Here is a 13,679-nt window from a genome sequence, read left to right as displayed (position 1 = left end):
CTGGCCGTGCCACAGGCGCGCCGCCAGAGCGGCCACGGCGTGGCCGGTCTCGGCCTCGGTGCCGGGCGTGGGCTTGATCTCGATGTTGAGAAAGTAGCCGTTGGCAATGCAGTAGCGCGCCAGGTGCTCCAGCGTGGGCAGCGGCTCGCCCGCGCAGGCGCGCGAATGCCAGCTACCGGCGTCGAATTGCGCCAGCGCAGACCAGGGCAGGTCGCCACCCGTGCCCTGCCCGTTGGTGGTGCGCTGCAGCGTGGCGTCGTGCATCAGAAACAGCACGCCATCCGCGCTGAGCTTGGCATCGCACTCAAACATGCGGTAGCCGTATTGCGCGCCCAGGCGGAATGCCGACATCGTGTTTTCGGGGGCCAGCTTGCCGGCGCCGCGGTGGGCGATCCAGCGGGGGTAGGGCCAGGGGGGCAGTGGGGTCATAGTGGTTCTCCGAACTTGAGCAGATTGCCGTGCGGGTCGATCACATACAGCTCGCGCATTCCCCACGCGCGTTCCTCGGGGGGCGTAAGCGACAGGCCGCGCGCGGTGAATTCGGCATGCAGCGCGCGGGTGTCGCCGCGCACATAGCACGAGGTGTTCTCGGCGATGTGCCGCTCGGCGCACGGCCAGAAATGCAGTTCACAGCCGTCGCGCGCAACGATGAGGTAGCCGTTGGCCCGCAGGGCGCAGGCGAATCCCAGCCGTTCGCGGTAGAAGGCCTCGGTCTCGGAAAGATCGAGCGAAGCCAGCACCGGCACCGTGGCGTGGATCCGCGCGACGGCCCGCACGCTCACAGCCGCTTGCCGGTGGCGGCGTCAAAGGTGTGCAGCCGATGGGCGCGGGGCGTGACGTGGATGGTGTCGCCCGGTTGCGGCGAATGCGTGCCTTCCTCGATGCGCACGATGAGCTGTTCGCCGCCCACCCGGCAGTACACCAGGCGCTCCGCGCCCAGCAGCTCGACGGTCTCCACCTGCGCCGCCCAGCCGCCCTCGGGGGTGATGTCCAGGTGCTCGGGCCGCACACCCAGCAGCGTGCCGGGCGTGCAGCCGGGGGCATGCTGCAGAAGGTTCATGGGCGGCGAGCCGATGAAGCTGGCTACAAAGGTCGAGGCGGGCGTGTGGTAGACCTCTTCGGGCGTGCCGAACTGCTCCATGTTGCCAGCGTTCATCACGATCATGCGCTGCGCCAGCGTCATGGCCTCGACCTGGTCGTGGGTGACGAACAGGCTGGTGATGCCCAGCTCGCGGTGCAGCTTCTGGATCTCGATGCGTGTCTGCGCGCGCAGCTTGGCGTCCAGGTTGGACAGCGGCTCGTCGAACAGGAACACCTGCGGCTGGCGCACGATCGCGCGGCCCATGGCCACGCGCTGGCGCTGGCCGCCCGAGAGCTGGCGGGGCTTGCGTTCGAGCAGGTGGCCCAGCTCCAGGATCTGGGCTGCCTTGTCCACGCGCGCCTTGATCTCATCCTTGGGCGCCTTGGCGATCTTCAGGCCATAGGCCATGTTGTCGAACACGCTCATGTGCGGGTACAGCGCGTAGTTCTGGAACACCATGGCGATGTCGCGCTGCGCGGGCTCGAGGTTGTTGACCACGCGCGCGCCGATGGAGATCGTGCCGTCGGTGATTTCTTCCAGGCCGGCCACCATGCGCAGCAGGGTGGATTTGCCGCAGCCCGACGGGCCGACGATGACGATGAATTCGCCATCCTTGACCTCGGCGTTGACCCCGTGGATGACGGGCACGGCCGCCTTGCCGGTGCCATAGCGCTTGACGATGTTCTTGAGGGAGATGGAAGCCATAAGGTGTGCGGGTGTGTTCAGTGGGGCAGAAGCGGTGCGCGATTAGATCGGGGGGCGGATCACTTCTCGGTGTCCACCAGGCCCTTGACGAACCACTTCTGCATCAGGATGACGACGGCCGTGGGCGGCAGCATCGCCATCAGCGCGGTGGCCATGACGATGTTCCAGTCGACGGCGGCTTCACCGCCAGCCAGCATGCGCTTGATGCCGATCACCACGGGGTACATGTCTTCGGTGGTGGTCATCAGCAGAGGCCACAGATACTGGTTCCAGCCATAGATGAACTGGATCACGAAAAGCGCTGCGATCGAGGTGCGCGACAGCGGCACCAGCACATCCTTGAAGAAGCGCATGGGGCCTGCGCCGTCAATGCGCGCGGCCTCCACCAGCTCGTCCGGTACCGACAGGAAGAACTGCCGGAAAAGGAACGTGGCCGTGGCCGAGGCGATCAGCGGCAGCGTGAGGCCCGCGTAGCTGTTGAGGAGGCCCAGGTCGGCCACCACCTTGTAGGTGGGCAGGATGCGCACTTCCACGGGCAGCATCAGCGTGAGGAAGATGGCCCAGAAGCACACCATCTTGAACGGAAAGCGGAAGTACACGATGGCAAAGGCCGATAGCAGCGAGATGGCGATCTTGCCCACGGTGATGACCATCGCCACCACGAAGCTCACCCACATCATGTGCATGACGGTGGTGTTGGAGCCCAGCTTGCCCGCGCCGAGCAGCGCGGCCTTGTAGTTCTCCCACAGGTGGGTGCCGGGCAGCAGCGGCATGGGTGACTGCACGATGGCATCGGCCGTATGGGTGGACGCGATCAGTGCCAGGTACAGCGGAAAGGCCACGATGGCCACGCCGAGGATGAGCACGGCGTGGGACAGGAAATTGAGCCAGGGATTGCGGTCAACCATTTCGATTCTTCATAGTGAGTTGCACTGCCCACGGCGGAGGGAACTGGCGCGCGTTCAGCGCGACCGCCGTGCAAGGGCCGCCCCGCCGCGCAGTTGGCATCCCCCAGCCCGCAGCGCACAGCGACGCGAGAGCGGGGGGAAGGAGCGAAGTGGCACAGGGGGGAGTCTTCATTCAGTACTGCACCTTTTTTTCCACGTAGCGGAACTGGACCACCGTGAGCGCTACCACGATGCACATCAGGATGACGGACTGTGCGGCCGAGCCGCCCAGGTCGAGCGCCTTGAATCCGTCCTGGTACACCTTGTAGACCAGGATGGAGGTGGACTGGCCGGGGCCGCCCTGCGTCGCGGCGTCGATGATGCCGAAGGTGTCGAAAAACGCGTAGACGATGTTGATCACCAGCAGGAAGAACGTGGTGGGCGACAGCAGCGGCAGCTGGATGTTCCAGAAACGGCGCCAGGGGCCCGCGCCGTCGATGGAGGCCGCCTCGATCAGGGCTTTCGGTATCGACTGCAGGCCCGCCAGGAAGAACAGGAAGTTGTACGAAATCTGCTTCCAGACCGAAGCGATCACGATGAGCGTCATCGCCTGCCCGTCGTTCATCATGTGGTTCCAGTTGTAGCCCAGCGCGCCCACGTAGTAGGTGACCACGCCGATCGAGGGCGAGAACAGGAACACCCATAGCACGCCGGCGATGGCCGGCGCCACCGCGTAGGGCACGATGAGCAAGGTCTTGTAGACCATGGCAAAGCGCACGATGCGGTCGGCGAAGATGGCCAGCACCAGCGACACCACGATGCCGATGCCCGCCACCAGCACCGAGAACACGGCCGTGCGCTGGAAGGAATCGAGGTACGACGGGTTGTCCAGCAACTGCCGGAAGTTGTCTAGCCCCACCCATTCGGTGCTCATGCCGAAGGCATCCTCTGTCTGGAAGGACTGGACCACGGCCTGCCCCGCGGGCCAGAAGAAGAAGATGCCGATGATGAGCAGCTGGGGGGCGATTAGCACCCAGGGCAGCCATGCCGAGCGGAAAAGAACGCGTTTTTCCATGACGGTCACAAACAAAAAAACCGCCGGTGCGCCACGCAGCCGTCGGGAGAGGTGAAACGGCCCCTGGGCAGGGGCCGTTGGCGGGGGAGAGGCGCCCCCAGAGGGCGCCAACCCATTATTGCTTGTAAGAACGCTCGAAACGGGCCAGCAGTTCGTTGCCGCGGTTCACGATGGCGTCGAGGGCTTCCTTGGCCGACTTCTTGCCGGACCACACCTGTTCGAGTTCTTCGTCCTCAATGGTGCGGATCTGCACATAGTTGCCCAGGCGGATACCGCGGGAGTTGTCGGTCACCTTGCGCACCATCTGGTTCACCGCCACGTCGGTGCCGGGATTTTTGGTGTAGAAGCCGGACTTGTCGGTCAGCTCATAGGCGCCCATCGTGATGGGCAGGTAGCCCGTGCGCTGGTGGCTGGCGGCCTGCACCTTGGTGTCCGACAGGAACTCGAAGAACTTGGCCACGCCCTTGTACTCGGCGGGCTTCTTGCCGGCCATGACCCACAGCGAGGCACCGCCGATCACGGTGTTCTGCGGGGCACCCTTCACATCGGGGTAGTAGGGCATGGGGGCCAGGCCGTAGGCGAACTTGGCGTTCTTGGCCACGTCGCCGTAGAAGCCCGAAGAGGTCTGGATCATGGCGCACTCACCGGCGGTGAACGAAGCCTGGGCGGCGGAGCCACGGCCCTTGTAGATGTACTCGCCAGCCTTGGCCGCCTTGGCCAGGTTGTCGATGTGCCGCACGTGCAGGGGCGAGTTGATCTTCATGCGGGCTTTGTAGCCATTCGCGCTCAGGCCGTTCTTCTCGGTGGCGAACTCGACGTTGTGCCAGGCCGAGAACGATTCCAGCTGGGTCCAGCCGTTCCAGGCCAGCGTCATGGGGCAGCTGTGGCCGCTGGCCTTGAGCTTCTTGGCGGCTTCAAAGACCTCGGGCCAGGTGGCGGGTGCCTTGTCGGGGTTCAGGCCGGCCTTCTTGAAGGCGTCCTTGTTGTAATAGAAGATGGTGGTCGAGCTGTTGAACGGGAAGCTCAGCATCTGGCCGTTGGGAGCCGTGTAGTAGGCTGCCACGGCAGGGATGTACGTCTTGGGGTCGAAGCTGACGCCGGCGTCCTGCATCACCTTGCCCACGGGCACGGTGGCGCCCTTGCTGGCCATCATGGTGGCCGTGCCCACTTCGTACACCTGCAGGATGTGCGGGGCGTTGCCCGAGCGGAAGGCCGCAATGGCCGCCGTCATGTTTTCGTCATACGAGCCCTTGAAGGTGGGCACGACCTTGTATTCCTTCTGGCTCTCGTTGAACTGCTTGGCGAGGTCGTTGACCCACTCGTTGTTCACGGCGGTCATCGCGTGCCACCACTGGATTTCAGTTTGCGCCTGAGCCGAAACGCAGGCGGTGGCAGCCAGGGCTGCCGTGAGGGCCAGTTGCTTGAATTGCATGAATACTCCTCCTAAATGACGAAGACACAAACGGCCCATGTTACGAGGCGTTTGTGTCGCTGATGTGTCGTTGTCTCACAGGCCCGCAACCCCGGACAACCGGGGAAACCCGCTGGGCCTGCGGTGTGCGCGCCGGATTGTGACTGTCACGCGGCGGCTTGCGCTAATTCTCGGACGGCGCCAAGGCCATTGCAACGGAAGTAGCGGATTTTTGTGCAATGCATCATGCTTGCTGCCCTGTCGGCTCGCAATGCCGCGTGCGTGTGCAAGCCGGGTGTTTTTTCAACCTTCCGTTCACCATGGCCACCACTTCCCTGGACAAAAGCAAGATCAAGTTCCTGTTGCTGGAGGGCATCCACGCTTCCGCGCTGGATGTCATCCGCGCCGCCGGTTATTCACAGATCGAGACCGTGTCAGGTGCGCTGGCCGACGACGAACTCAAGCGCAAGATTGCGGACGCTCATTTCGTGGGCATTCGTTCGCGCACGCAGCTCACCGAAGAGGTCTTTGCCCATGCGCACAAGCTCGTGGCGGTCGGGTGTTTCTGCATTGGCACCAACCAGGTGGACCTGAACGCTGCCCGTGAACGCGGCATCGCCGTCTTCAATGCGCCTTACTCCAACACGCGCTCGGTGGCCGAGCTGGTGCTGGCCGAGGCCATCCTGCTGCTGCGTGGCATCCCTGAAAAGAACGCCGTGGCGCACCGCGGCGGCTGGATGAAATCGGCCGACAACGCCTACGAGGTGCGGGGCAAGACGCTGGGCATCGTGGGCTACGGCTCCATCGGCACCCAGTTGTCGGTGCTGGCCGAGGCGCTGGGCATGCACGTCGCGTTCTACGACGTGGTCAGCAAGCTGCCCCTGGGCAACGCGCGCCAGGTGGCCGACCTGCACGCGTTGCTGGGCCAGAGTGACATCGTGAGCCTGCATGTGCCCGAGACGCCCGCCACCCAATGGATGATCGGCGCCGCCGAAATCGCCGCCATGAAACTCGGCGGCATCCTCATCAACGCCGCGCGCGGCACGGTGGTGGAGATCGAGCCCCTGGCCGAGGCGCTGCGGGCCCGCAAGCTGCTGGGCGCGGCCATCGATGTGTTCCCGGTGGAGCCGCGCTCCAACAAGGACGAGTTCCTGTCGCCGCTGCGCGGGCTTGACAACGTCATCCTCACGCCCCACATCGGCGGCTCCACCATGGAGGCGCAGGCCAACATCGGCCTGGAGGTGGCCGAAAAACTCGTCAAGTACAGCGACAACGGCACCAGCACCTCGTCGGTCAACTTCCCCGAGGTGGCGCTGCCGGCCCACCCCGGCAAGCACCGGCTGCTGCACATCCACCGCAACGTACCGGGTGTCCTGTCGGAGATCAATCGCATCTTCTCGGAAAACCACATCAACATTGCCGCCCAGTACCTGCAGACCAACGAAAAGATCGGCTACGTGGTGATCGATATCGACGCCGCATCGTCCGACCTGGCGCTCGACAAGCTGGCCCACGTGCCGGGAACCCTGCGCAGCCGCGTGCTGTTCTAAGTTCTGTCCCCCGCTGCGCTGGCACAGTGCAGCGGCGGGGCCGGGATCGCCGGGGGCCGGCGGCAGACGGCCCGCTGGCATAAAATCTCCCCCCCGAGGCTCATGGGCGCGCGGCGCCCACCCCAGGTTGACCCCCATGAATGTTCCGATTGCGTTGGCAGCCTTGCAGTCGCAGGCCGCCGAGCCTGCGCGTCTGCGCGAAATTCCCTACAACTACACCTCCTTCTCCGACCGGGAGATCGTGATCCGCCTGCTGGGCGCACCGGCCTGGGAAGTGCTTGACCAGTTGCGCATGGAGCGCCGCACAGGCCGCTCCGCCCGCATGCTCTACGAAGTGCTGGGCGATATCTGGGTGGTGCAGCGCAATCCCTACCTGCAGGACGACCTGCTGGACAACCCCGCGCGGCGCAAGCTGCTGGTCGATGCGCTGCAGCACCGCCTGGGTGAAATCGAAAAGCGCCGCACCCCGGCAGATGACGCCGAGCGCGACCGCCTCGTGGGTGAACTGGCCCAGGCAGCGCGCCGCGCAGTGGCTGAATTCGATGCCAAGTTCGATCAGGCCGCCACGCTGCGCCGCCAGATCCAGCGCACGCTGGGGCGCCTGACGGCCAGGGACAACATCAAGTTCGACGGCCTCTCGCGTGTGTCCCATGTGACCGACGCGACCGACTGGCGCGTCGAATACCCCTTTGTGGTGCTCACCCCTGACACCGAGGCCGAGATGGCCGGCCTCGTCAAGGGCTGCATTGAGCTGGGCTTGACCATCATCCCGCGCGGGGGTGGCACCGGCTACACCGGCGGCGCCATTCCGCTCACCTGGAAGAGCGTGGTCATTAACACCGAGAAGCTCGAGGCCATGACCGAGGTGGAAATGCGTCGCCTGCCGGGCCTGGGCCGTGACGTGGGCACCATCTGGACCGAAGCCGGCGTGGTCACCCAGCGCGTGGCCGACGCGGCCGAGCGCGCGGGCTTCGTCTTCGCCGTGGACCCGACCAGCGCCGAGGCCAGCTGCATCGGCGGCAACATCGCCATGAACGCGGGCGGCAAGAAGGCCGTGCTGTGGGGCACGGCGCTCGACAACCTGGCCAGCTGGCGCATGGTGACGCCCGAGGCGCAGTGGCTCGAAGTCACCCGCCTGGACCACAACATGGGCAAGATCCACGATGTGGAGACGGCCACCTTCGAGCTGCAGTATTTCGAGGCCGATGGCAAGACGCCCGTGCGCACCGAGCGCCTCGCCATCCCGGGCAAGACCTTCCGCAAGGAGGGCCTGGGCAAGGACGTGACGGACAAGTTCCTCTCGGGCCTGCCGGGCATCCAGAAGGAGGGCTGCGACGGCCTCATCACCAGCGCGCGCTGGGTGGTGCACCGCATGCCCGAGCACACCCGCACCGTGTGCCTGGAGTTCTTCGGCAACGCCAAGAATGCCGTGCCCAGCATCGTCGAGATCAAGGACTTCATGTTCGCCGAGCAAAAGCGCTCAGGCGTGCTGCTGGCCGGTCTGGAGCACCTGGACGACCGCTACCTGAAAGCCGTGGGCTACACCACCAAGAGCAAGAAGCATGGCGGCGGCCTGCCCAAGATGGTGCTGTTCGGCGATATCGCAGGCGACGACGCGGACGAGGTGGCGCGCGTGACCAGCGAAGTCGTGCGCATTGCCAACTCGCGCAGCGGCGAAGGCTTTGTGGCCATCAGCCCCGAGGCGCGCAAGAAGTTCTGGCTGGACCGCAAGCGCACGGCCGCCATCAGCCGCCACACCAACGCCTTCAAGATCAACGAAGACGTGGTGATCCCGCTGCCGCGCATGGCCGAGTACACCGATGGCATCGAGCGCATCAACATCGAACTGAGCCTGCGCAACAAGCTCAAGCTGTGCGATGCGCTCACCGACTTCTTCGAGCGCGGCAATCTGCCGCTGGGCAAGCAGGACGACGCCAGCGAGATCCCCACGGCCGAGCTGCTGGAAGACCGCGTGGCGCAGGCCACGGCCCTGGTGGCCGAGGTGCGTGCGCTGTGGTCGGGCTGGCTGCAGGATGTGGCTTCGCTGTTTCCGCAGCTGCAGGACCACACGCTGCGTGCCAGCTGGAAGACGCAACTGCGCGCGCCGCTGCAAAGCATCTTTTCGGGCGCGGCGTTCAAGCCCATCCTCGACGAAACCACGGCCATCCACCAGCGGGTGCTCAAGGGGCGCGTGTGGGTGGCGCTGCACATGCACGCGGGCGACGGCAATGTCCACACCAACATCCCCGTCAACAGCGACGACTACGAGATGCTGCAGACCGCGCACGAAGCGGTGGAGCGCATCATGGCGCTGGCCCGCAGCCTGGACGGCGTGATCTCGGGCGAACACGGCATCGGCATCACCAAGCTCGAGTTCCTCACCGACGATGAGCTGCGCCCGTTTGCGCAGTACAAGCAGAAGGTGGATCCGGAAGGCCGCTTCAACAAAGGCAAGTTGCTACGAAATAATGAGCTGTATGCGCAGGCAGGGCAAGCGCATCAGGGCGATTTGGCTGCAAAACCGCTGCTGCACGCCGACCTGACCAACGCCTACACCCCCAGCTTTGGCCTGATGGGGCACGAGTCGCTCATCATGCAGCAGAGCGACATCGGCGCCATCGCCGATTCGGTGAAGGACTGCCTGCGCTGCGGCAAGTGCAAGCCCGTGTGTTCCACGCACGTGCCGCGCGCCAACCTGCTCTACAGCCCGCGCAACAAGATCCTGGCCACCTCGCTGCTGGTCGAGGCCTTCCTCTACGAAGAGCAGACGCGCCGCGGCGTATCCATCAAGCACTGGCAGGAGTTCGAGGACGTGGCCGACCACTGCACGGTGTGCCACAAGTGCCTGAGCCCCTGCCCGGTGAAGATCGATTTCGGCGACGTCACCATGAACATGCGCAACCTGTTGCGCAAGATGGGCAAGAAGAGTTTCCGCCCCGGCAACAAGCTGGCCATGGCCATGCTCAACGCCACCAACCCCGACACCATCAAACTGCTGCGCACGGCGATGGTGGGGGTGGGCTTCAAGGCCCAGCGCATGGCGGTCCGGCTGTTGCGCGGCGTGGCGCGCAAGCAGACCGCGCACCCGCCCGCCACGGTGGGCACGGCGCCGGTCAAGGAACAGGTGATCCACTTCGTCAACAAGAAGCTGCCGGGTGGCCTGCCCAAGCAGACGGCGCGCGCGCTGCTCGACATCGAGGACAAGGACTACGTCCCGATCATCCGCAACCCGCAGGCCACCACGGCCGAGACCGAAGCGGTGTTCTACTTCCCCGGCTGCGGCTCCGAGCGCCTGTTCAGCCAGGTGGGCCTGGCCACGCAGGCCATGCTCTGGCACGCCGGCGTGCAGACGGTACTGCCGCCAGGCTACCTGTGCTGCGGCTACCCGCAGCGCGGCAGCGGCCAGTTCGACAAGGCCGAGAAGATGATCACCGACAACCGGGTGCTCTTCCACCGCGTCGCCAACACCCTCAACTACCTGGACATCAAGACCGTGGTGGTGAGCTGTGGCACCTGCTACGACCAGCTCCAGGGCTACGAGTTCGACAAGATCTTCCCGGGCAGCCGCATCATCGACATCCACGAATACCTGCTCGAAAAAGGCATCACGCTGCCGGCCGGGCAGGGCGGCTATCTGTACCACGAACCCTGCCACAACCCGATGAAGCAGGGGGACTCGATGAAGACCGTGCGCGCGCTGGTGGGCGAGAAGGTGCTCAAGAGCGACCGCTGCTGCGGCGAATCGGGCACGCTGGGCGTGACCCGGCCGGACATCTCCACCCAGGTGCGCTTCCGCAAGGAAGAGGAAATCCGCAAGGGCGAGGCCCAGCTGCGCGCCAGCGGCGCCGTGGGCGCGCAAGACAACATCAAGATCCTGACCAGCTGCCCGAGCTGTCTGCAAGGCATCACGCGCTACGGCAACGACCTGCAGACCGGCCTGCTCGAGGCCGACTACATCGTGATCGAGATGGCCAAGCAGCTTCTGGGCGAGAACTGGCTGCCCGAGTACGTGCACCGCGCCAACCAGGGCGGTATCGAGCGGGTGCTGGTGTAGATGAAGCACCCGCTGAGTCGCTTCGCGCCGTCCCCCTCCCGCGCTGCGCGGGAGGGGGACGGCGCCCTCGCTGCGGGGCGGACCTTGCCCGCCGTCCCTGGCTTGGCGCCGCGCCAGTGGTGTGCATCGGGGGGCATGGGTGGGTTGCAGGAGGCGTTCAGATGAGTTGCCCCCTGTGCACGGAAGACGGCGGTGCGCTGGTCTGGCGCGGGGCGCGCCTGCGCGTGATCCGCGCGAACGAGGCGGGCTTCCCTGCGTTCTACCGCGTGGTGTGGAACGCGCATGTGGCGGAATTCTCCGACCTGTCGCCCGCAGAGCGCGCACACTGCATGGACGCCGTGGCCGTGGTGGAGCAGACCCTGCGCGAGCATCTCGCCCCTGCCAAGATCAACCTGGCTGCGCTCGGCAACATGGTGCCGCACCTGCACTGGCACGTGATTGCGCGCTTCGGCTGGGACAGCCACTTCCCGGCGCCAGTCTGGGCGGCGGCCCTGCGGGAGCGCGATAGCGCCCAGGAAGACGCCTTGTGCGCGCGCCTGCCGGCACTGGACGCGCAAGTTCGCCAAGCACTGGCGCAGTGGGCGGCCTGAGAGACCCTGGGGCTCTCCACCGCGTCTGCCTTGCGCGCCCCAAACACAGGCCCTTTGCTGCGGTGGCTCGCCATGGACCGGGCTGCTGCGGCGCTTTGCGCTGCAACACGGAGCGCTTTGGCGCGCTTTTTTGGCACGGCCGAATACGCTCGGCCTGCGGCGCTGCTCAGGAACGCGTTTTGCCTCGCAGCCAGAGCGCGATCCGCGGGGCGAGCAGGGTGACCAGCAGCACCAGCGGCCAGAGGTTGCCGTCCCGGAAGGTGTAAGCCTGCAGCAGCGCCGGCCAGGGCTTGTCCTGCACGAGACGGCCGAAGCCGAACTCGAAGGCCAGCGTCAGCAGCAGCCAGAAGGCACCGGTGCGCAAAGCCTGCGATGGGCTTTCGATGCCGAGCCAACGGATGCAGCTCGTCGCGACGCCCAGGATGAGGCTCGCCAGTAGCGCCCCGCTCAGCAGATAGGCCGGGGTGGTGCCGATGTGCGGCAGCAGCACGGCTTCCCGAAAACCCCCGTTGGCGATGGCGCACAGCAGGATGAAAAGCCAGATTGCCAGTGATTTCAGGATGCGCATGGTTGCTGCAGGTGCAGGGCCCCAGGCGCGGCCTCTGCCGGCGGCGGCACGGCGGCCACCCTGGCGGGATGGACTTGCTTGCCGTCGCTGGCGTGGCGCGGTGGGACAATGGCAACTGTTTTTGCAATTGTTATGACAGGTAGTCTCCCATGGCAGGTCTGAAAGCGGGCGCGCCCACGCCGCAGGCGCTCACGGTGCATGAGGCATCGCGCGTGCTCGAAGTGGTTTTTTCGGATGGCGCGGCCTTCCGCATTCCTTTGGAGCTGATGCGCGTGTATTCGCCATCGGCCGAAGTGCAGGGCCATGGTCCCGGCCAGGAAGTGCTGCAGACCGGCAAGCGCGACGTGACGCTGAACGGCCTGGAGCCCGTGGGCAACTACGCCGTCAAGCCCGTCTTCTCGGATGGGCACGACAGCGGCATCTTCACCTGGGACTACCTCTACGAGCTGGGCCAGCGCCAGGAAGCGCTGTGGCAGCAGTACGCCGAGCGGCTGGCGGCGGCGGGCATGGACCGCGATGCGCCCATGGCGCCCAAGGCCAGCCACACAGGTGGCCACGGCTGCGGCAGCCACTGACCCGGTGAGCCGCGGCCTGTGTCCTCAGGGCCGGGCTTGCGACCGTTTCCGGGTGGCCTGCAAGGCCTGACGCCCACTATCAAACTGGGAGCAACTTGCGCATGCTGGACGAGCGCTGGTGCCCTATTTCATTCAAATCGCGACACATGTCCCAGGCCAGCACGGGGTTGTCGCTGTACGGGAGGCGCCCACGCGCCTAGCATCACTGCCATGAGTACCACGCATTTCGGTTTCCAGTCGGTCGACGAGAAGGACAAGGCGCGCCACGTGCGCGGGGTGTTCGATTCGGTCGCGTCGCGTTACGACGTCATGAACGATCTGATGTCCGGCGGGCTTCACCGGGCCTGGAAGGCCTACACCGTCATGGTGGCCAATCTGCGTGAGGGCAGCCAGGTGCTGGACATTGCCGGGGGCACCGGTGATTTGTCGCTGGCGTTCTCCAAGAAGGTGGGCGCCACCGGTCGCGTGGTGCATACCGACATCAACGAGGCCATGCTGCGCACGGGCCGCGATCGCCTCATCGACGCTGGGGTGGTGTTGCCCACGCTGGTGTGCGATGCCGAGAAGCTGCCGTTCCCCGATGCGCATTTCGATGTGGTGAGTGTGGCGTTCGGTCTGCGCAACATGACGCACAAGGAACTGGCGCTTGCCGAGATGTGCCGGGTGCTCAAGCCGGGCGGCAAACTGCTGGTGCTGGAATTCTCCAAGGTGGCCAAGCCCCTCGAGAAGGTCTACGACTGGTACTCGTTCAATGTGCTGCCCAAGCTGGGCAAGCTGGTGGCGGGCGATGACGCCAGCTATCGCTATCTGGCCGAGTCCATCCGCATGCATCCCGGCCAGGAAGAATTGAAATCCCTCATGCAGAAAAGTGGCTTTGGCCACGTGGACTATCACAACATGACAGGAGGCATCGTGGCCCTTCATGTTGGAATCAAGTGCTGAGCGCGAAGCTTGGGTGACGAATTAACGGAGAGTTGGACATGATGAAACTGTGGTCTGTGGTGCTGGTGGCGATGCTGGCAATGGTGCATCCCGATGCCGACGCCCGCCGCCTTGGCGGTGGCAAGTCGGTGGGCAAGCAGTCCAGCAACGTGACCCAGCGCGAAGCGGCCACACCGCCTGCCGCGCCCGGTGCTCCGGCGCAAAGCGCCACCAATGCAGCGGCCGCCAAGCCAGCGGCCGC

General features: G+C 65.4%; 12 protein-coding genes and 1 pseudogene. 6 read left to right on the top strand and 7 right to left on the bottom strand.

Annotated features, from left to right (window positions below; genetic code table 11):
• The 6 genes from ACDELDRAFT_RS12865 to ugpB all read right to left on the bottom strand — a co-directional run.
• Window positions 1–429: glycerophosphodiester phosphodiesterase family protein (locus ACDELDRAFT_RS12865; protein ID WP_005797395.1), on the bottom strand; the 429-nt coding region annotated here is incomplete at its 3' end.
• Complete coding sequence (locus ACDELDRAFT_RS12860; protein ID WP_005797393.1) at window positions 426–782, bottom strand: bleomycin resistance protein; 357 nt, start codon at window positions 780–782, stop codon at window positions 426–428. The genes ACDELDRAFT_RS12860 and ACDELDRAFT_RS12865, both read right to left, overlap by 4 nt.
• Window positions 779–1,786, bottom strand: a complete 1,008-nt coding sequence (locus ACDELDRAFT_RS12855) for a sn-glycerol-3-phosphate import ATP-binding protein UgpC (RefSeq protein ID WP_005797391.1) — start codon at window positions 1,784–1,786, stop codon at window positions 779–781. Before ACDELDRAFT_RS12855 ends, ACDELDRAFT_RS12860 begins: the two co-directional genes overlap by 4 nt.
• A 59-nt stretch (window positions 1,787–1,845) precedes the next feature.
• A complete protein-coding gene (gene ugpE, locus ACDELDRAFT_RS12850; RefSeq protein ID WP_005797389.1) occupies window positions 1,846–2,694 on the bottom strand; it encodes a sn-glycerol-3-phosphate ABC transporter permease UgpE in 849 nt (282 codons plus the stop codon).
• A gap of 172 nt (window positions 2,695–2,866) precedes the next feature.
• The gene (gene ugpA / locus ACDELDRAFT_RS12845; protein WP_005797387.1) at window positions 2,867–3,748 is read right to left on the bottom strand and encodes a sn-glycerol-3-phosphate ABC transporter permease UgpA; all 882 of its coding nucleotides are present in this window, start codon (window positions 3,746–3,748) and stop codon (window positions 2,867–2,869) included.
• Between the two features lie 115 nt (window positions 3,749–3,863).
• Window positions 3,864–5,180, bottom strand: a complete 1,317-nt coding sequence (gene ugpB, locus ACDELDRAFT_RS12840; protein WP_005797386.1) for a sn-glycerol-3-phosphate ABC transporter substrate-binding protein UgpB — start codon at window positions 5,178–5,180, stop codon at window positions 3,864–3,866.
• Window positions 5,181–5,479: 299 nt separating this feature from the next.
• On the opposite strand from ugpB, the gene serA reads away from it, so the two are divergent.
• The 3 genes from serA (at window position 5,480) to ACDELDRAFT_RS12825 (ending at window position 11,353) form a co-directional block, all read left to right on the top strand.
• Window positions 5,480–6,709 carry a phosphoglycerate dehydrogenase gene (gene serA / locus ACDELDRAFT_RS12835; protein ID WP_040329105.1) on the top strand — a complete coding sequence of 410 codons (1,230 nt, stop codon included), beginning with the start codon at window positions 5,480–5,482 and terminating at the stop codon, window positions 6,707–6,709.
• 136 nt (window positions 6,710–6,845) lie between these two features.
• Window positions 6,846–10,763 (top strand): DUF3683 domain-containing protein, encoded by a 3,918-nt coding sequence (locus tag ACDELDRAFT_RS12830; RefSeq protein ID WP_005797383.1) that lies wholly within the window; start codon window positions 6,846–6,848, stop codon window positions 10,761–10,763.
• Between the two features lie 161 nt (window positions 10,764–10,924).
• Entirely contained in the window at window positions 10,925–11,353 is a 429-nt protein-coding gene (locus tag ACDELDRAFT_RS12825) for an HIT family protein (protein ID WP_005797381.1), read from the top strand.
• Window positions 11,354–11,519: 166 nt separating this feature from the next.
• On the opposite strand, the gene ACDELDRAFT_RS12820 is transcribed toward ACDELDRAFT_RS12825, so the two are convergent.
• Complete coding sequence (locus ACDELDRAFT_RS12820) at window positions 11,520–11,921, bottom strand: hypothetical protein (protein ID WP_005797379.1); 402 nt, start codon at window positions 11,919–11,921, stop codon at window positions 11,520–11,522.
• 149 nt (window positions 11,922–12,070) lie between these two features.
• On the opposite strand from ACDELDRAFT_RS12820, the gene ACDELDRAFT_RS12815 reads away from it, so the two are divergent.
• The 3 genes and pseudogenes from ACDELDRAFT_RS12815 to ACDELDRAFT_RS12805 form a co-directional block, all read left to right on the top strand.
• Complete coding sequence (locus ACDELDRAFT_RS12815) at window positions 12,071–12,496, top strand: gamma-butyrobetaine hydroxylase-like domain-containing protein (protein WP_005797377.1); 426 nt, start codon at window positions 12,071–12,073, stop codon at window positions 12,494–12,496.
• 210 nt (window positions 12,497–12,706) lie between these two features.
• Window positions 12,707–13,438, top strand: a complete 732-nt coding sequence (ubiE, locus tag ACDELDRAFT_RS12810; RefSeq protein ID WP_005797375.1) for a bifunctional demethylmenaquinone methyltransferase/2-methoxy-6-polyprenyl-1,4-benzoquinol methylase UbiE — start codon at window positions 12,707–12,709, stop codon at window positions 13,436–13,438.
• A gap of 38 nt (window positions 13,439–13,476) precedes the next feature.
• Window positions 13,477–13,679: pseudogene (locus ACDELDRAFT_RS12805) on the top strand (Tim44 domain-containing protein); the annotation flags it as partial.

The sequence above is a fragment of the Acidovorax delafieldii 2AN genome (genome assembly GCF_000175235.1).
Classification (GTDB): Bacteria; Pseudomonadota; Gammaproteobacteria; order Burkholderiales; family Burkholderiaceae_C; genus Acidovorax; species Acidovorax delafieldii_B.
Note: the sequence above shows the minus strand (reverse complement) of the source record. Positions and strands in the feature narration are given on the sequence as shown.